We start from the raw sequence: 16482 nt of genomic DNA on the forward strand, positions 1-16482 counted from the left end.
TGGGTGAAGCGCTTGCCGTCTACCGTTCGAGATATCGATCGAATGGAGGTCAGATGGTCGATCGGATGGTGGTCAGATGGTGCTCGTTGGCGCTCGGGGGAGAGTGGCCCTCGCGGGCACGCTCAGCCCGCGTACGGGTCCGGCACCTTCCCCGGCCGCGCCAGGAACGCGAAGTCGCAGCCGGTGTCCGCCTGGGTGATCTGCTCGTTGTAGAGCGCCCCGTACCCGCGCTCGTACCGTTCGGGCGGCGCCGTCCACTGGGCCCTGCGCCGCTCCAACTCCGCGTCGCTCACGTTGAGCTGGAGCGACCGTGCCTCGACGTCGAGGGTGATCGCGTCCCCGGTGCGTACGAGGGCGAGCGGTCCGCCGATGTGCGACTCGGGCGCCACGTGCAGCACACAGGCGCCGTAACTCGTGCCGCTCATCCGGGCGTCGGAGATCCGCAGCATGTCCCGTACCCCCTGCTTCAGCAGATGGTCGGGGATGGGCAGCATCCCGTACTCCGGCATGCCGGGACCGCCCTTGGGCCCGGAGCCCCGCAGCACCAGCACGCTGTCGGCCGTGATGCCGAGCGAGGGGTCGTTGATGGTCCGCTGCATGGTCTTGTAGTCGTCGAAGACGACCGCGGGACCGGTGTGCTTGAGCAGCTGCGGCTCGGCGGCGATGTGCTTGATGACGGCGCCGTCGGGGCAGAGGTTGCCGCGCAGTACGGCGACTCCGCCCTCGGCCGCGACCGGGTTGTGCCGGGTGCGGATGACGTCGTCGTCGTGCACCTGGGCGCCGGCCAGCTGCTCGCGCATGCTGTCGTACGACACCGTCGGCCGGTCCAGGTGCAGCAGATCGGTGATCCGCGACAGGAACCCGGGCAGACCGCCGGCGAAGTGGAAGTCCTCCATGAGGTACTTCTGGCCGCCGGGCCGGACGTTCGCGAGCACCGGCACGGTCCGCGCGATCCGGTCGAAGTCGTCGAGCGTGAGGGTGACGCCCGCCCGGCCCGCCATGGCGATCAGATGGATCACGGCGTTGGTGGAGCCGCCGAGCCCGAGGACGGTCGTCACCGCGTCCTCGAACGCGTCCGCGGTGAGGATGTCGGACAGCTTCCGGTCCCGGCGGACGAGTTCGACGATCCTGAGGCCCGCCGCGGCCGCCATCCGGTCGTGCCCGGAGTCGACGGCGGGGATGCTGGACGCGCCGGGCACGGTCACCCCCAGCGCCTCGGCGGCGGCCGTCAGCGTGGACGCCGTACCCATGGTCATGCAGTGGCCCGGAGACCGCGCGAGCCCGCTCTCCAGCTCGGTCATCTCGCAGTCGCCGATGAGTCCGGCGCGCCTGTCGTCCCAGTACTTCCACATGTCGGTGCCGGAGCCGAGGACCTCGTTCCGCCAGTGACCGGGCAGCATGGGCCCGGCGGGCACGAAGACGGCCGGCAGGTCGACGGACGCGGCCCCCATGAGCAGGGCGGGCGTGGACTTGTCGCAGCCGCCCATCAGCACCGCGCCGTCGACGGGATACGAGCGCAGCAGTTCCTCGGTCTCCATCGCCAGCAGGTTGCGGTAGAGCATCGGGGTCGGCTTCTGGAAGGTCTCGCTGAGGGTGGAGACCGGGAACTCGAGCGGGAAGCCCCCGGCCTGCCACACTCCCCGCTTCACGGCCTGGGCGCGGTCGCGCAGATGGACGTGACAGGGGTTGATGTCGGACCAGGTGTTCAGGATCGCGATGACCGGCTTGCCGAGGTGCTCCTCGGGAAGGTAGCCGAGCTGGCGGGTGCGGGCCCGGTGGCTGAAGGAGCGCAGACCCGACGAGACGCCGCTGCCGTACCATTGATGGCTCCGGAGCTCCTCAGGGCGCTTCGGCTCCCTTACGCCCTGGCTCATATGGACCACCCCGCGGCGATGGCTGCGACTTCCGCGCGCTCGGACTCGGGCAGTTCCCTGCTCGGGGGGCGGACCTCACGGCGGCACAGGCCGAGCGAGGCGAGGGCCTCCTTGACCACGGTGACGTTGTTGGCGGAGGTGTTCGCCGCGCGCAGCTCCTCGAAGCGGCGGATCTGCTCCCAGACCTTCATGGCGGCCGGGTAGTCACCCGCTCGAAGGGCTTCGATCATGTTCAGGGAGACGGCCGGGGCGACGTTCACGAGGCCCGAGGTGAAGCCCGTGGCGCCGGCCGAGAAGTAGGACGGCGCGTACGGTTCGGCGAGGCCCGCGACCCACACGAACCGGTCGAGCCCCGCGTCCCGGGCGAAGGCGGCGAAGCGGGCCGCGTCCGGAACGGCGTACTTCACGCCGATCACGTTCGGGCAGACGTCGGCGAGGTCGGCGAGCCGGGCGCCGGGCAGCACCGGGTTGCGGATGTAGGGCACGACGCCCAGCTCCGGCACGGCCTCGGCGATGGCCCGGTGGTAGTCGACCCAGCCGCCCTCCGAGACGTAGGGGTGCACGGGCTGATGGACCATCACCATCTGCGCCCCGAGCTCCCGGGCGTGCCGGGCGGAGGCGACGGCGGTCGGCACGTCGTGTCCGACGCCGACCAGGACGGCGGCGCGGTCGCCGGCCTCGTCGATCGTCAACTCGTTGACGAGGTTCCGCTCTTCGGGGGTCAGGGCGTAGAACTCACCGGTGTTGCCGTTCGGCGTGAGGGTGCGGATGCCGCCGTCGAGCAGCCGACGCAGCAGGGCCCGGTGGGTGTCGCCGTCGATCGTCCCGTCCTCCGTGAAGGGGGTCACGGGGATCGCCACGACCTCGGCGAGCGCCGCCCGCTGGGTCTCGTACGTCGCTGTCATTCCTGTCCAACCTCTTCCTGGGTCTCGGGGAAGGCCCGTCGCACGAACGACTCGATGTGGGCGTGCAGCGCGCGGGCCGCGCCATCGGCGTCACCGTCCAGGGCGAGGCGCAGGATCTCCCGGTGCTCGCTGGCCTCGCGCTCCCAGGACGGGTCGGCGGCCCAGGCGACCGCCGACACGAGAGCGGCCTGGTCACGCACTTCGTCGAGCATCCGGCCGAGCAGCGGGTTGCCGCAGGAGACGTACAGGGCGCGGTGGAACTCCCGGTTGGAGAGCGAGCGTTCGGCGGTGTCGGAGGCGTCGTCGGCGCGGGTCAGCGCGTCGCGTGCGGCGTCGAGCGACGCCTGGCGCCGTACGGTCCGCCGCAGCGCCTCCGGCTCCAGCAGCAGCCGCACGTCGTACACCTCGCGCGCCATGTCCGCGTCCACCATGCGTACCGTGACGCCCTTGTACTGGTTCATCACGACGAGTCCGGTACCGGCCAGGGTCTTGAGCGCCTCGCGCACGGGCGTCTTCGACACCCCGAACTGCGCGGCGAGCTCGGTCTCGACCAGGGCCTGTCCCGGGGTCAACTGCCCGGTGAGGATGCGGTGTTTGATCCCCTCCAGCACGAATTGCGTGCGGGACGGGATCGGAATGGGCACAGAGGTCATGCGCGCCTTTCGGATCTGTATCTGATCTCGTGTATCGCGTCTCATATATGACGTACGAAGTACGACGCGTTGAAGGTAGGAGCGCAGCCGTATTTCGTCAACGCTTCCAACAAAAGAAGTTGAGGTGACCATGGAGGTCCGGGCCGCCGGACGTTCTGTGCGCGGTGTTCGCTTTCGCGACGCAAGTCGGTGTCCGCCTCGCGGAGGAACGCGAGAACTCTCCCCTCACACTTGGCCGGCGGCCCGTGCGTACTCGGCCCGTGGGCCGTACGCCTCGATGTCGTGCCCGATCAGATCGCACACGGCGCTTCAGAAACCCGTATGCCTCTGCAACTCGGCGAAGGTGCCGAACATCCACGTTCCGGCAGCCCGCTTCGGCGGGACCCGTGGCCGCCGGCGAGGCCGGGCTACGGCTTCCAGCCGGGGTCGCGGCCGCTGAGGCCGATCACGCGGTCGAGGAGGGGCGCATCGTCGGGCACCGGCACCACGGGGCCGAACACGCCCTCGCCCGGACCGGAGTTCTCGGCCGCGGCGGCGAGGAAGCCGTACGCCGCCCGCAGCGCGACCTCGTCGGGCTCGTACTCGTGGCCGGTGGCCCGGGCCAGATCCCAGCCGTGCACCACCAGCTCGTCGGCGGCCACGGCCCCGGCGACCGCACCCGGCAGCGTCACCCCGCCCGCACGGGTCTCGCCGGTCCACGCGGCCGGGTCGCGCCAGGCCTCGGCGAGCTCGTCGAGCGCCTTCGGCAGGGTCTCGCGCCAGTCGGGCCCGATGTCCGGCACCACGGAACCGGGGTTGGTGTCGGTCGTGACGCCCAGGTCCTTGCGCCCGGCGTCACGGAAGGCGACGGCCAGTCCGCCCAGATGCCCGAGCATGTGGTGCACCGCGAGCCCGGGACAGGGAGTATCGCGGTCGAGCTGCTCCTGCGTCATCTCCGCCACGAGGCGCGCCACGATCAGGGCCTGCGGCCCGAGGTCGAAGGTGTCGAAAGTCCGGTTGTCCGTCATCCACTGCTCCCCAGCTCTTCGGCCTTGAGCTCTTCGGCCCTTGAGCTCTACGGCTCGTCTGTTGTGACTTCGTTCCTCAGGCAGACCGGAACCACGCGCGCAACTCATCGCTCCCCGGCCGAGGAGATAGGTCGGGTGCCCAATGCTCGACCGCCCCCCTTAGCACCACGATCACCTGCCATGACATGGACGGTGACGCGTGTTCTGGGCGACCGCAACGCGGGGTTGTACCTGACCGGAGTGGTGGTCTCGGGCTTCGGCTCGTCGGCGATGTGGCTGGTGTCAGGTATCTGGGTCAAGGACCTGACGGGCTCGAACGGTCTGGCGGCTCTGTGCGTGTTCGCCCTCTGGGCCCCCACGCTCGTCGGCCCGGTCCTCGGCGTGCTCGCGGACCGCACCCGCCGCAGGCCGCTCCTGATCGCCGTGAACCTGGCCCTGGCCGCACTCCTGCCGACGCTGTTCGCCGTGACCACCCGGGACCGCCTGTGGATCCTCTTCACCGTGCTTTTGATCTACGGGGCGGCGGGCGTCGTCCATGACGCGGCGGAGTCGGCGCTCGTGGCCACGGCCGTCGACAGGCACCTCCTCGGCGACTTCAACGGCCTGCGCATGACGGCGGGCGAGGGCATGAAAATCCTGGCCCCGCCGACCGGGGCGGGCCTGTACGCGGTGTACGGCGGTGCGAGGGTGGCCGTCCTGGACGCCGTGACGTTCGCCCTCGCGGCCGGGCTGTACGCACTGCTGCGGGTCCGCGAGGCACCGCCGGTCCCGGATTCCTCGGCCTGGCGGGCCCGGATCGCCGCGGGCATCCGCCACATCCGGCATCACCCGGAACTCCGGCCACTGATCCTGGCCGCGGCCACGACCATGCTCTTCGCGGGCCTCAACGGCGCCACGGTCTACGCCGTCGCCGAGGGGCTCGGCCACTCCCCCGCGTACGTCGGCCTCCTCTACGTCGCCCAGGGCGTCGGCTCGGTGCTGATCGGCCTGGTCTCGGGTCCCCTGCTGCGCCGACTGGGCGAGCGCCGCTTCGCCGCGTACGGCATCGCGCTCACGGCGGTCGCGGTAGCGCTCCGCGCGGTCCCGTCCGACGCGGTGGCCCTGGTCTGCGGCGCGGCCATCGGCTTCGGCCTCCCCTGCGTCCTGATCGCCGCGTACACGGCCGTCCAGCGCGAGACTCCGGCCCCGCTCCTCGGCCGCGCCTCCGCCACCGCGAACACCCTGATGTACGCCCCGAATGCGCTCGGGCTGGCCGTCGGCGCGGGCCTGATCGAACTGGTCGACTACCGGCCCCTGCTCCTCACCCTCGGGCTGACCCGCCTGCTCACCCTGCCCCCGCTCCTCCGACGCCGGACGACCCGAGGCTCATAGGGCCCCGGGATCCGGACTCAGGCCGACCCCGTCAACACCGCCCGCACGGCATCCAGATCCCCGTCCGAAGCCAACCCCGCGTGATACAGCCGCAGTTCGGTCGCGCCCGCCGAAGCCGCCCGCGCCGCGTCGTCCGCCAAGGTGCCCGGACTGCCTCCCATCCCCGACACGACCGTGAAGTTGGCGGCCAGTACGGCCGCGTCCCGCCCCTGTTGCGCGAACGGCGTCAGCGGGCCCACCCCACCCGTGCACGGCACCACCACCCCGTCCGCCACGGACAGAATGTGCCCGGGATCGACCCCGGCGTTCGCCCCACAGTGGTATGACACGGGATCGGCGTGCAGCAACACCTGGAAGCCGGCCGGCGCCGCCGCCCGCACCGCCGCGACCACCGTCTCCTGGAGCGAACGGGCCACGCCCTCACGCCACACGCGCGTGGCGGCCGCCGTCTCACCCCCGAGCAGCTTCTCGACCACCGGCCAGCCGCCCTCCGACGGCACGTCCCCCCGCCACACCGGCTCCAACGCCTCCCGGACGGCCGACGCCAGGCCGTCCGGGTCGAGCCCGTATCCCCCGTACCCCGCCCGGCAGGCCGCGCAGAAGCACAGCGACATCAGGTACTGGCCGGCGTCCCCGAGTCCCACCCCGCCGATCTTGTCGTGCGCGTGCAGATGCGTGAGGCCGTACCAGCCGAGCGACTCCAGCTCCGTACCCAGCGCCCCGGGCCGCACCGCCGCCTCCACCGCGAGGTCGACGAGGTACGCCCGTGTGTCGGCCTGCGCGATGCACGGCGCCCAGGCATAGCGGTCCCCGTAGGCGTTGACGACGGAGGTGGACGGATGCTCGGCACCCATCCGGGAGTTGTGCGCGAGGACCACCCAGGTGTGGACGTCAAGGCCGGCCGCCGCGAGCGCGCCGGCCGCCTCCCCGTACGCGTCCCCGGGCGCCCACTCCCCGGCGGCGTACGGCCGCAGCGCGCGGCCCTCCCACCGTGCGTCGTCGACGGGGAACAGGACGGCGGCGTGCGCTGCCGTCACGATCCGGTGCCGGGGGTGGCGGGGGGTCAGCGCGCGCGTGGAGTGGTACGCGGAGGCGAGCGTCGCCTGCCGCACCCCGAGCCCGGCGATGCGCTCGGCCGCCCCCGGATCCCCGACGACGTCCCACGGATAGACGAAAGCGGACGCCTTCACTCGCCCTCCCCCGGCCGTCCTTCTCCCTCGGGTCCCGCAAGCACTCCCTCAGGCCCCTCGATCGGCTCCAGCAGCGCGTACCCCCGCTCGATCAGCTGCGCGAGCTGCTTCACATGGTCCTCGGCCGGCTCGTGCAGCGGCGGCCGTACCTCACCCACGTCCAGCCCCCGCAGCCGCACCCCCGCCTTGACCAGGGAGACCGCGTATCCGCGGCCGTGGGCCCGCAGGTCGACGAAGGGGCGGTAGAAGCCGTCCAGCAGCCGGTTCGCCGTCTCGTCGTCGCCCGAGGTGAACGCCGCGTGGAACGCCAGGGCGATCTCGGGTGCGAAGCAGAAGACCGCCGACGAGTACAGCGTGATGCCGATGCCCCGGTACGCGAGCCCCGTCAGCTCGGCGGTCGGCAGCCCGTTGAAGTACAGGAAGTCACCGGGGACCTCGCTGCGCACGGCGCTCACGATCCGCTGCATCAGGTCGAGGTCGCCCACCCCGTCCTTGAAGCCGATGATCCCTTCGGTGCGGGCGAGTTCGACCACGGTCTCGGGCGTGAACACGGCGTTGTCGCGCTGGTAGACCACGATGTCCAGCGAGGTGGCGGCGGCGAGTTCCCGGTAGTGCCGCAGGAGCCCCTCCTGCCCCGCCACCACCAGATACGGCGGCATCGCGAGCAGCCCGTCGGCCCCGGCCTCCTCGGCGAGGCGTGCGAACCGTACGGCGAGCGCGGTCCCGTACCCGGCGCCCGCGACGACCGGAACCCGCCCGGCCGTCTCCTCCACGGCCGCCCGCACGCAGTCCTGGAACTCCTCGGGCGTGAGCGCGTGGAACTCCCCGGTGCCGCAGCAGGCGAAGACGGCGGCGGCACCCGCCTCGACGCCGCGCCGCACGTGCGCGCGGTAGGTGTCGAGATCGAGGGCACCGTCGGGGCCGTACGCCGTGACGGGGAAGAACAGCGGCCCGCTGGGGACGCTGAGCCGAGCGGCAAGGGGGGCTGACGTCACGGACTCTCCCTGGGGCAGGTGCTCACGCACACAACAGCGGGTGCATGTTTCTGATCCATGTCCATATTTCTGAACGCCACCACGCTAAAGCGCGACCTTGGGGCCGGTCAAGCGCGCAAACCCGCGACACAGCAGCGGATTCGCCACCTCCGCGCGACACTTGACGCAGCAGGTCGGGGCTCCTTAGCGTGTCCATGGATGTGAATGCCGTACACGAATACGGCCACTCACGTGGCCGTGAGGAGAAACCCGCATGCCCGCTCCCCGCACCGTTCTGCTCACCGGCGCCGCCGGCGGACTCGGCACCCTGATGCGGGGGCTGCTGCCGGACTACGGCTACGAGCTGCGCCTCCTCGACCTGCTGCCCGTCGAGGGCGAGCCGGACGCGCTCACCGCGGACCTCGCGGACAAGGCTGCCCTGCGCGAGGCCGTGCGGGGCGTCGACGCGATCATCCACCTCGCGGGCATCTCCCTGGAAGCCTCCTTCGACAAGATCCTCAAGGCGAACATCGAGGGGACGTACAACCTGTACGAGGCGGCGCGCGAAGAGGGCGTACGACGCATCGTCTTCGCCTCCTCCAACCACGCCGTCGGCTTCACCCCGCGCCCCCGGGGCGAGGCCCCCTTCGACGACAGTGCCCTGATCCCGATCGACACCCCGCACCGCCCGGACACCTTCTACGGGCTCTCCAAGTCCTTCGGCGAGGACCTGGCGCAGTTCTACTGGGACAAGCACGGCCTGGAGACGGTCTCGGTCCGCATCGGCTCCTGCTTCGCGGAGCCCACCAGCGTGCGCATGCTCTCCGTCTGGATGAGCCCCGAGGACGGCGCCCGTCTCTTCCACGCGGCGCTGACCGCCGAGGACGTAGGACACACGGTCGTCTACGGCTCCTCCGCCAACACCCGGCTGTGGTGGGACCTCTCGACCGCCCGGGCGCTGGGCTACGAGCCGCGCGACGACTCCGAGCCGTACGCCGAGAAGCTCGTCGCCGAACAGGGCGAGCTCGACCCGGCCAACCCGGACCACGCGCACCTGGGCGGCCACTTCACGACGCATCCGCCGATCTGGCCGTACTGACGACCAGCCGACCGGACTGACGACCAAACGGCCGTATCGACGACCGGACGGCGGCCATAGCGACGACCGGGCGGCCGGAAGACGACCCTGCGGCAAAGGCGCGAGAGGGCGGGCGGGCACCGAACGGGCCCGCCCGCCGCCGTGTTCGGGCACGAACCCTGCCCGATCCCACCCCGCCCACCGCTGCGCCCCAGGTCCGGCACGGGCGCCCGCCCCGCCAAACGGTCACAGCCGGGCACCATCGGTCACGCAACAGGCCTGGTCAGTGCCGCGCACCCGCTGTAGAACTTCCCCCAAGGCCCACACCGGGCCCGAACGGGCAGTACGCACAGGACGCAGGGAGCAGGTGTCGGCCATGACCGCGGAAGAACGCCAGCGGGAGATCGTCAGGGCCGCACGCCGTACCGGCGCGGTCGACGTCACCGCGCTCGCCGCCGAACTGGGCGTCGCCAAGGAGACCGTACGGCGCGACCTGCGCGCCCTGGAGGACCACGGCCTGGTCCGCCGCACCCACGGCGGCGCCTATCCCGTGGAGAGCGCCGGGTTCGAGACGACGCTCGCCTTCCGCGCCACCAGCCACGTACCCGAGAAGCGCCGGATCGCGAGCGCCGCGGCCGAGCTGCTCGGGGACGCCGAGACCGTGTTCATCGACGAGGGGTTCACCCCGCAGCTCATCGCCGAGGCACTCCCCAAGGACCGGCCACTGACCGTGGTCACCGCCTCCCTGGCCACGGCGGGCGCGCTCGCCGAAGCCGACCACACCAGCGTCCTGCTGCTCGGCGGCCGGGTCCGCCCCGGCACACTCGCGACCGTTGACCACTGGACGACGAGGATGCTCGCCGGCTTCGTCATCGACCTGGCGTACATCGGCGCCAACGGCATCTCCCGCGAACACGGCCTCACCACCCCCGACCCGGCGGTCAGCGAGGTCAAGGCCCAGGCGATCAGGGCCTCCCGGCGCACGGTCTTCGCGGGCGTGCACACCAAGTTCGGGGCGGTCAGCTTCTGCCGCTTCGCAGAGATCACCGCGCTGGAAGCAATCGTCACAAGCACCCTGCTTCCGACGTCGGAGGCACACCGGTACTCCTTGCAAGGCCCCCAGGTCATCCGAGTCTGAAAACCCAACTCACCCACTACAAGGGCACAGTCACACCCAAGAACGCCCTTTATCTCCCTATACGTCCAGGAGCGATCCATGCGAACCCAGAGCCGACGGAGGCCGCGCGCACTCGCCGCGGTCGCCGCAGGGACGCTGCTCGCCCCGCTGCTCTCCGGCTGTTGGGTCGGAGCGGGCGGGTCGGGGTCGGGCGGCGACTCCATCAACGTCCTGATGGTCAACAACCCTCAGATGGTGGAACTGCAGAAGCTCACCAAGGCGCACTTCACCAAGGAGACCGGCATCAAGGTGAACTTCACCGTGTTGCCGGAGAACGACGTCCGCGACAAGATCAGCCAGGACTTCGCCAACCAGGCCGGCCAGTACGACGTCGCCACGCTCTCCAACTACGAGATACCGATCTACGCCCGCAACGGCTGGTTGCACGACATGGACTCCTACGTACGCCAGGACAGCGGCTACGACGAGCAGGACATCCTCGCCCCCATGCGGCAGTCCCTGACGGCCGCCGACGGCAAGCTCTACGGGCAGCCGTTCTACGGTGAGTCGTCCTTCCTGATGTACCGCAAGGACGTCTTCGCCCAGAAGGGCCTGACGATGCCCGACCACCCGACCTGGGAGCAGGTGGGACAGCTGGCCGCCGAGGCCGACGGCGCCCAGTCCGGCATGAAGGGCATCTGTCTGCGCGGCCTGCCCGGCTGGGGCGAGCTCATGGCGCCCCTCACCACCGTCGTGAACACCTTCGGCGGCACCTGGTTCGACAAGGACTGGAAGGCCCGTCTCGACTCCCCCGAGTTCGAGAAGGCGACGAAGTTCTACGTGGACCTCGTACGGGGGCACGGCGAGTCCGGCGCCGCCCAGTCCGGCTTCGCCGAGTGCCTCAACAACATGACCCAGGGCAAGACCGCCATGTGGTACGACGCCACCTCCGCGGCGGGCTCCCTGGAGGCGTCCGACTCCCCGGTCAAGGGCAAGATCGGCTACGTACCCGCGCCCGTCGAGAAGACCAGGTCCTCCGGCTGGCTCTACACCTGGGCCTGGGGTCTGCAGAAGGCCTCCCACAACTCCGACAAGGCCTGGAAGTTCATCTCCTGGGCCTCGAGCAAGCAGTACGAGCAGCTGGTCGGGGACACGATCGGCTGGTCCAACGTGCCGGCCGGCAAGCGCGCCTCCACCTACACGAACGCCGCGTACACCAAGGAGGCCGCCGCCTTCCAGGAGATGACCCGCGAGGCCATCGAGGGCGCCCGGCCGCGTGACCCGGGCGTGCAGCCGCGCCCCGCGCCCGGCATCCAGTTCGTCGGCATCCCCGAATTCACCGACCTCGGCACCAAGGTCTCGCAGGAGATCAGCGCGGCCATCGCCGGACGCCAGTCCGTCGACTCGGCCCTGAAGAAGTCCCAGAAACTCGCCGAGAAGATCTCCAAGGAGTACGAGGGACGATGACCGCCACGACAACGGCCCCCGTGGCCGCCACTCCCGTACGCACCCTGGGAAAGCCGTCCAACCGGCTGCGCGCCTGGGCCACCCGCGCCCCGCTGCTCCCCGCCCTGATCTTCATGGTCGCCGTGACCCAGCTCCCCTTCGTGGCCACGCTGGTGATCTCCTTCTTCGACTGGAACGCGCTCTACCCCAAGGCCCGCCACTTCACCGGCCTCTCCAACTACTCGGACGTCCTGACCGACCCCGACCTGCGTCACTCCGTCTGGACGACGATCCTTCTGACGGCGGCCGTGGTCGTCGCAAGCCTGGTCATCGGCCTGGGGCTGGCCCTGCTCCTGGACCGCAGGTTCCGCGGCCGTGGCATCGTCAGAACGCTCCTCATCGCCCCCTTCCTGGTGGTCCCGGTGGCCGCGGCCCTGCTCTGGAAGCACGTGCTGTACAACCCGGAGTACGGCCTGCTCAACGGACTGCTGCACTACGTGGGCGGCCCCCAGCCGGACTGGATCTCCAACACCCCGTTGCTGGCGGTCGAGGCCTCCCTGGTCTGGCAGTGGACGCCGTTCATGATGCTGATCCTCCTGGCCGGCCTGCAGAGCCGCGACCACCAGCAGATCGAGGCCGCCCGGGTGGACGGCGCGAGCGACTGGCAGGTCTTCCGCCACCTCACCCTCCCCCACCTGCGCCGCTACCTCGAACTGGGCGCCCTGCTGGGCTCGATCTACATCGTCCAGAACTTCGACGCGGTCTTCACCCTCACGTCCGGCGGCCTGGGGACGGCGAACCTCCCCTACACCGTCTACCAGAGCTTCTACCAGGCCCACGAGAACGGCCTCGCCTCCGCCGCGGGCGTCCTGGTCGTCATCGGTTCGATCATCATCGCGACCTTCGCACTGCGCGTGGTCTCGTCCCTGTTCCGCGAGGAGGTGTCCCGCGCATGAGCGCCACCACGATCCGCGTACGACCCCGGCGTGCCCGGGGAACGGGCCTGGGCCTGCTGGCCTGGCTGCTCGGTGTGCTGTTCTTCCTGCCCATCGCCTGGATGGCCCTCACGTCGTTCCACTCCGAGTCGGACGCGGCGACCAACCCGCCGTCCTTCGGAGCCGCCCTCACCCTCGACGGTTACCGGGACTTCTTCGGCACGGGCGGCGGCGCGAGCCCCTGGCCCGCGCTGCTCAACTCGACGGTGGCCTCGGTGGTCTCCACCCTCTGCGTCCTCCTGCTGGCCTTCCCGGCGGCGTACGCACTCTCCATCCGCCCGGTGAAGAAGTGGACGGACGTCCTGTTCTTCTTCCTGTCGACGAAGATGCTGCCGGTGGTGGCGGGCCTCCTCCCGATCTACCTCTTCGCGAAGAACACCGGAATGCTGGACAACATCTGGCTCCTCGTCATCCTCTACACCTCCATGAACCTGCCGATCGCGGTGTGGATGATGCAGTCGTTCCTCGCCGAGGTACCGGTGGCGGTGATCGAGGCGGCCCAGATCGACGGCGCGAAACTGCCGACGATCCTGGCCCGGGTCGTAGCCCCCATAGCCCTCCCCGGCATCGCGGCCACGGCCCTGATCTGCTTCATCTTCAGCTGGAACGAACTGCTGTTCGCCCGCGTGCTGACCGGTGTGGTCGCCGAGACGGCCCCCGTCTTCCTGACCGGCTTCATCACCAGCCAGGGCCTGTTCCTGGCCAAGGTGTGCGCCGCGTCGCTCGTCATCTCCCTGCCGGTGCTCGCCGCGGGGTTCGCCGCCCAGGACAAACTGGTCCAGGGTCTGTCCTTGGGAGCCGTCAAATGAAGGCCGCCGTCATCGAGTCCGTGGGCCGCGCCGTCGTCACCGAGGTCCCGGACCCGACGCCGGGTCCCCGCGAGGTTGTCGTCGAGGTGGCCGCCTGCGGCCTGTGCGGCACGGACCTGCACATCCTCCAGGGTGAGTTCGCGCCGAAGCTGCCGATCGTGCCCGGGCACGAGTTCGCCGGCGAGGTGGTCGGGGTCGGCGCCCAGGTCACGGAGCTCTCGATCGGCGACCGCGTGGCGGTGGACCCCTCCCTCTACTGCTACGAGTGCCGCTACTGCCGTACGGGCCACAACAACCTCTGCGAGCGCTGGGCCGCGATCGGTGTGACGACCGCCGGGGGTGCCGCCCAGTACGCGACCGCCCCCGTCGCCAACTGCGTCAAACTCCCGGATCACATCCGCACCCAGGACGCCGCCCTCGTCGAACCGCTCTCCTGCGCGGTACGCGGCTACGACGTCCTGCGCTCCCGTCTCGGCTCCCATGTCCTGATCTACGGCTCCGGGACGATGGGCCTGATGATGCTGGAGCTCGCCAAGCGCACCGGTGCGGCGAGCGTGGACGTGGTGGACCTGAACGCGGCCCGACTGGAGACGGCACGCACGCTCGGCGTCTCGGGGTCGGCGGCGAACGCCGACGAGCTGGACCGCCCCCAGGGCTGGGACGTGGTCATCGACGCGACCGGCAACGCGGCGGCCATCCAGGACGGCCTGGACCGGGTGGCCAAGGCGGGCACGTTCCTCCAGTTCGGGGTCGCCGACTACGCCACCCGCGTGACGATCGACCCGTACCGCATCTACAACCAGGAGATCACCATCACCGGTTCGATGGCGGTGTTGCACAGCTTCGAGCGGGCGGCGGAGCTGTTCGCGACCGGCGTGCTCGACCCGGAGATCTTCATCAGCGACCGGATCGAGCTGGAACGGTATCCGCAGGCGCTGGAGCAGTTCGCGGCCGGGGTCGGCAGGAAGATCGTGGTGGTTCCGTAGTCCACGGGAGGGGTTCCGGGCCGGGGATTTCCGCACTGGGCCAATTGGCCGCTTGGTAAGGGAACGGCAAAATGGTCTCGCTCGTTCACGAGTCATGACAGCTATGACCCCCGGCTCGAACATCCCTCTCTCCGCCGCGCGCGTGACGGTGGACGTCGCCGCCCCCGTGCGGCTCGACGTATCGGGCCTGCTGCTCACCGCCGACGGCAAGGTGCGCTCCGACGACGACTTCATCTTCTACAACCAGCCGACGGGACCGGGCGTGACGTACCGCTCGGGCGGCGGTGCGGCCCCCGACGCGATCACCGTCGACACCGGCGCCGTCCCGCCCGGCATCGAGAAGATCGTGGTGACCGCGAGCCCGGACGCCGCGGGCCAGACCTTCCAGGGCATCGAACCGACGGCCACGATCCGCAACGCGGACGACAACAGCGTCCTGGGCTCGTTCACGCCCCCGCAGCTCGGCACCGAGACGGCACTGGTGGTCGTGGAGATCTACCTCCGCAACGGCGCCTGGAAGGCCCGCGCGGTCGGCCAGGGGTACGCGAACGGCCTCGCGGGCATCGCCACGGACTTCGGCGTCTCGGTGGAGGAACCGGCCCCGGCGCCCGCCCCCGTCGCCGCGCCCGCCCCGCCCGTGCAGGCCCCGGTGGCACCTCCGGCCCCGCCGGTCGCGGTGACTCCCGCACCGCCCGCCGCGCCCCCGGCCCCGCCCGCCGCACCGCCGATCGGTGCCGGGAAGATCAACCTCGACAAGGGCCGCGTCAGCCTCCAGAAGAACCAGACCGTCTCTCTGGTCAAGGGCGGCCGCCCGCTGCTCTCCCAGGTCAAGATGGGCCTCGGCTGGGAGCCGGCGTACCGCGGCAAGGACATCGACCTGGACGCCTCGGTCATTGCGTACGGCCCGCAGCGCAACCACATCGACAGCTGCTACTTCGGCAAGCTGTCCATCATCAACGGCGCGATCAAGCACTCCGGCGACAACCTCACGGGCGAGGGCGGCGGTGACGACGAGGTGATCGTGGTCGACCTCGGCCGCCTCCCCCAGGACGTCACCGGCCTGGTCTTCACGGTCAACTCCTTCTCCGGCCAGAAGTTCACCGAGGTCGCCAAGGCGTACTGCCGCCTGCTCGACGCCGCCACCGGCGAGGAACTGGTCCGCTTCGACCTCACCAACGCCGAGGCCCAGACCGGCGTGATGATGGCCAAGATGATCAAGCAGTTCTCCGGCGAATGGGAGATGACGGCGATGGGCGACTTCGTGAAGTCCCGCACGGTCCGCGGCATGGTGAAGCCCGCGGCCCAGTCCCTCTGACCTCGCGGCCCCCCGCGCCCGTCACCGGGGCGCGAGTCCCCCACACCCGCGGCCGCCCACACACCTGAGGGGCCGTGCCGGTGCGCCCAAAGCCCAACGTCTGATCCGGCGGCGACGGGCTGGACGCACCCGCACGGCCCCGACCCACCCACCGGCGGACAGCGCACGGCCGAAGAACCCGCCGCTACGGCCGCAGCCCGTCCGTCAGCAGGGAGAGATACCGGCGGATCTGCTTGCCCTGGCCGTTCGCCAGCTCCGAGGCCGTGGCAACCCCGTGGGCCAGCCGTAGCACCTCGATCGGCTCGATGTCCTGACGGAGGGTCCCCTCCCGCTGCGCCGCCTCGACCAGCCGCTGCGCCGCCCCCTTCATGGAGGTGCCGCAGGCCGTGAGCGCGGCCCTGCTGCCGTCCGTGACGGCCGAGCCCAGCAGAGCTTTCATTCCTCGTACCTGGATCGTGCCGACGCACAGCTCGTAGAGCCACTCCGCCAGCGCCTCGCCCGGGGGCAGCTCCTTCGCGATCTCGTCGGCTCGCGCCCCGAGCGCCTCGATCCGGTCGACGTACGCCGCCTCCAGCAGCGCCTGCCGCGTCGGGAAGTGCCGGTACAGCGTGCCGGACCCGACGCCCGCCCGCTTGGCGATGTCGTCGAGCGACGCGCCTTCCCCGTGCTCGGCGAACGCCTCGGCCGCCACCTTCAGCAACCGCTCGTAGTTGCGCCGAGCGTCCGCGCGCATGGGCTTGACCTGCGTCATTCAGATACTCC

At 70.7% G+C, this 16482-nt stretch carries 15 protein-coding genes; 8 read left to right on the forward strand and 7 right to left on the reverse strand.

What is annotated here, in order from left to right; translation table 11 throughout:
• Positions 1 to 122: 122 nt before the first annotated feature.
• The 4 genes from araD to ACZ7M2_RS00635 all read right to left on the reverse strand — a co-directional run bounded on the left by araD (position 123) and on the right by ACZ7M2_RS00635 (position 4439).
• Positions 123 to 1874 (reverse strand): L-arabinonate dehydratase, encoded by a 1752-nt coding sequence (gene araD, locus ACZ7M2_RS00620; protein ID WP_471593584.1) that lies wholly within the window; start codon positions 1872 to 1874, stop codon positions 123 to 125.
• Positions 1871 to 2779, reverse strand: a complete 909-nt coding sequence (locus tag ACZ7M2_RS00625) for a dihydrodipicolinate synthase family protein (RefSeq protein ID WP_351695886.1) — start codon at positions 2777 to 2779, stop codon at positions 1871 to 1873. Before ACZ7M2_RS00625 ends, araD begins: the two co-directional genes overlap by 4 nt.
• Positions 2776 to 3432 carry a GntR family transcriptional regulator gene (locus ACZ7M2_RS00630; RefSeq protein ID WP_099940729.1) on the reverse strand — a complete coding sequence of 219 codons (657 nt, stop codon included), beginning with the start codon at positions 3430 to 3432 and terminating at the stop codon, positions 2776 to 2778. Before ACZ7M2_RS00630 ends, ACZ7M2_RS00625 begins: the two co-directional genes overlap by 4 nt.
• Positions 3433 to 3839: 407 nt before the next feature.
• Positions 3840 to 4439 (reverse strand): TIGR03086 family metal-binding protein, encoded by a 600-nt coding sequence (locus ACZ7M2_RS00635; protein ID WP_471593585.1) that lies wholly within the window; start codon positions 4437 to 4439, stop codon positions 3840 to 3842.
• A gap of 180 nt (positions 4440 to 4619) precedes the next feature.
• On the opposite strand from ACZ7M2_RS00635, the gene ACZ7M2_RS00640 reads away from it, so the two are divergent.
• Positions 4620 to 5810: an MFS transporter gene (locus ACZ7M2_RS00640; protein WP_471593586.1), complete on the forward strand. Its 1191-nt coding sequence runs from the start codon at positions 4620 to 4622 to the stop codon at positions 5808 to 5810.
• Between the two features lie 17 nt (positions 5811 to 5827).
• Here ACZ7M2_RS00640 and ACZ7M2_RS00645 read toward each other — a convergent pair whose 3' ends face one another.
• Both ACZ7M2_RS00645 and ACZ7M2_RS00650 read right to left on the reverse strand, forming a co-directional pair.
• The gene (locus ACZ7M2_RS00645; protein ID WP_471593587.1) at positions 5828 to 7000 is read right to left on the reverse strand and encodes a hypothetical protein; all 1173 of its coding nucleotides are present in this window, start codon (positions 6998 to 7000) and stop codon (positions 5828 to 5830) included.
• On the reverse strand, positions 6997 to 7995 hold the full coding sequence (locus tag ACZ7M2_RS00650) for a 5-dehydro-4-deoxyglucarate dehydratase (RefSeq protein WP_471593588.1): 999 nt from the start codon (positions 7993 to 7995) through the stop codon (positions 6997 to 6999). The genes ACZ7M2_RS00645 and ACZ7M2_RS00650 overlap by 4 nt, the downstream gene beginning before the upstream one ends.
• A 253-nt stretch (positions 7996 to 8248) precedes the next feature.
• Between ACZ7M2_RS00650 and ACZ7M2_RS00655 the strand changes: the two genes are divergently transcribed.
• The 7 genes from ACZ7M2_RS00655 to ACZ7M2_RS00685 all read left to right on the forward strand — a co-directional run bounded on the left by ACZ7M2_RS00655 (position 8249) and on the right by ACZ7M2_RS00685 (position 15720).
• Positions 8249 to 9073, forward strand: a complete 825-nt coding sequence (locus ACZ7M2_RS00655) for an NAD-dependent epimerase/dehydratase family protein (protein WP_352048545.1) — start codon at positions 8249 to 8251, stop codon at positions 9071 to 9073.
• A gap of 355 nt (positions 9074 to 9428) precedes the next feature.
• The gene (locus ACZ7M2_RS00660) at positions 9429 to 10190 is read left to right on the forward strand and encodes a DeoR/GlpR family DNA-binding transcription regulator (RefSeq protein WP_471593589.1); all 762 of its coding nucleotides are present in this window, start codon (positions 9429 to 9431) and stop codon (positions 10188 to 10190) included.
• A 78-nt stretch (positions 10191 to 10268) separates the two neighbouring features.
• A complete protein-coding gene (locus ACZ7M2_RS00665) occupies positions 10269 to 11636 on the forward strand; it encodes an ABC transporter substrate-binding protein (RefSeq protein ID WP_471593590.1) in 1368 nt (455 codons plus the stop codon).
• Positions 11633 to 12571: a carbohydrate ABC transporter permease gene (locus ACZ7M2_RS00670; protein ID WP_471593591.1), complete on the forward strand. Its 939-nt coding sequence runs from the start codon at positions 11633 to 11635 to the stop codon at positions 12569 to 12571. Before ACZ7M2_RS00665 ends, ACZ7M2_RS00670 begins: the two co-directional genes overlap by 4 nt.
• Complete coding sequence (locus ACZ7M2_RS00675; RefSeq protein ID WP_067364318.1) at positions 12568 to 13419, forward strand: carbohydrate ABC transporter permease; 852 nt, start codon at positions 12568 to 12570, stop codon at positions 13417 to 13419. Before ACZ7M2_RS00670 ends, ACZ7M2_RS00675 begins: the two co-directional genes overlap by 4 nt.
• Complete coding sequence (locus ACZ7M2_RS00680) at positions 13416 to 14405, forward strand: zinc-dependent alcohol dehydrogenase family protein (protein WP_352048548.1); 990 nt, start codon at positions 13416 to 13418, stop codon at positions 14403 to 14405. Before ACZ7M2_RS00675 ends, ACZ7M2_RS00680 begins: the two co-directional genes overlap by 4 nt.
• 103 nt (positions 14406 to 14508) lie before the next feature.
• Complete coding sequence (locus ACZ7M2_RS00685; protein WP_352048615.1) at positions 14509 to 15720, forward strand: TerD family protein; 1212 nt, start codon at positions 14509 to 14511, stop codon at positions 15718 to 15720.
• Positions 15721 to 15904: 184 nt separating this feature from the next.
• On the opposite strand, the gene ACZ7M2_RS00690 is transcribed toward ACZ7M2_RS00685, so the two are convergent.
• On the reverse strand, positions 15905 to 16471 hold the full coding sequence (locus tag ACZ7M2_RS00690; protein WP_075026204.1) for a TetR/AcrR family transcriptional regulator: 567 nt from the start codon (positions 16469 to 16471) through the stop codon (positions 15905 to 15907).
• Positions 16472 to 16482 lie beyond the last annotated feature (11 nt).

The organism is Streptomyces sp. NPDC111507 (assembly GCF_055638955.1).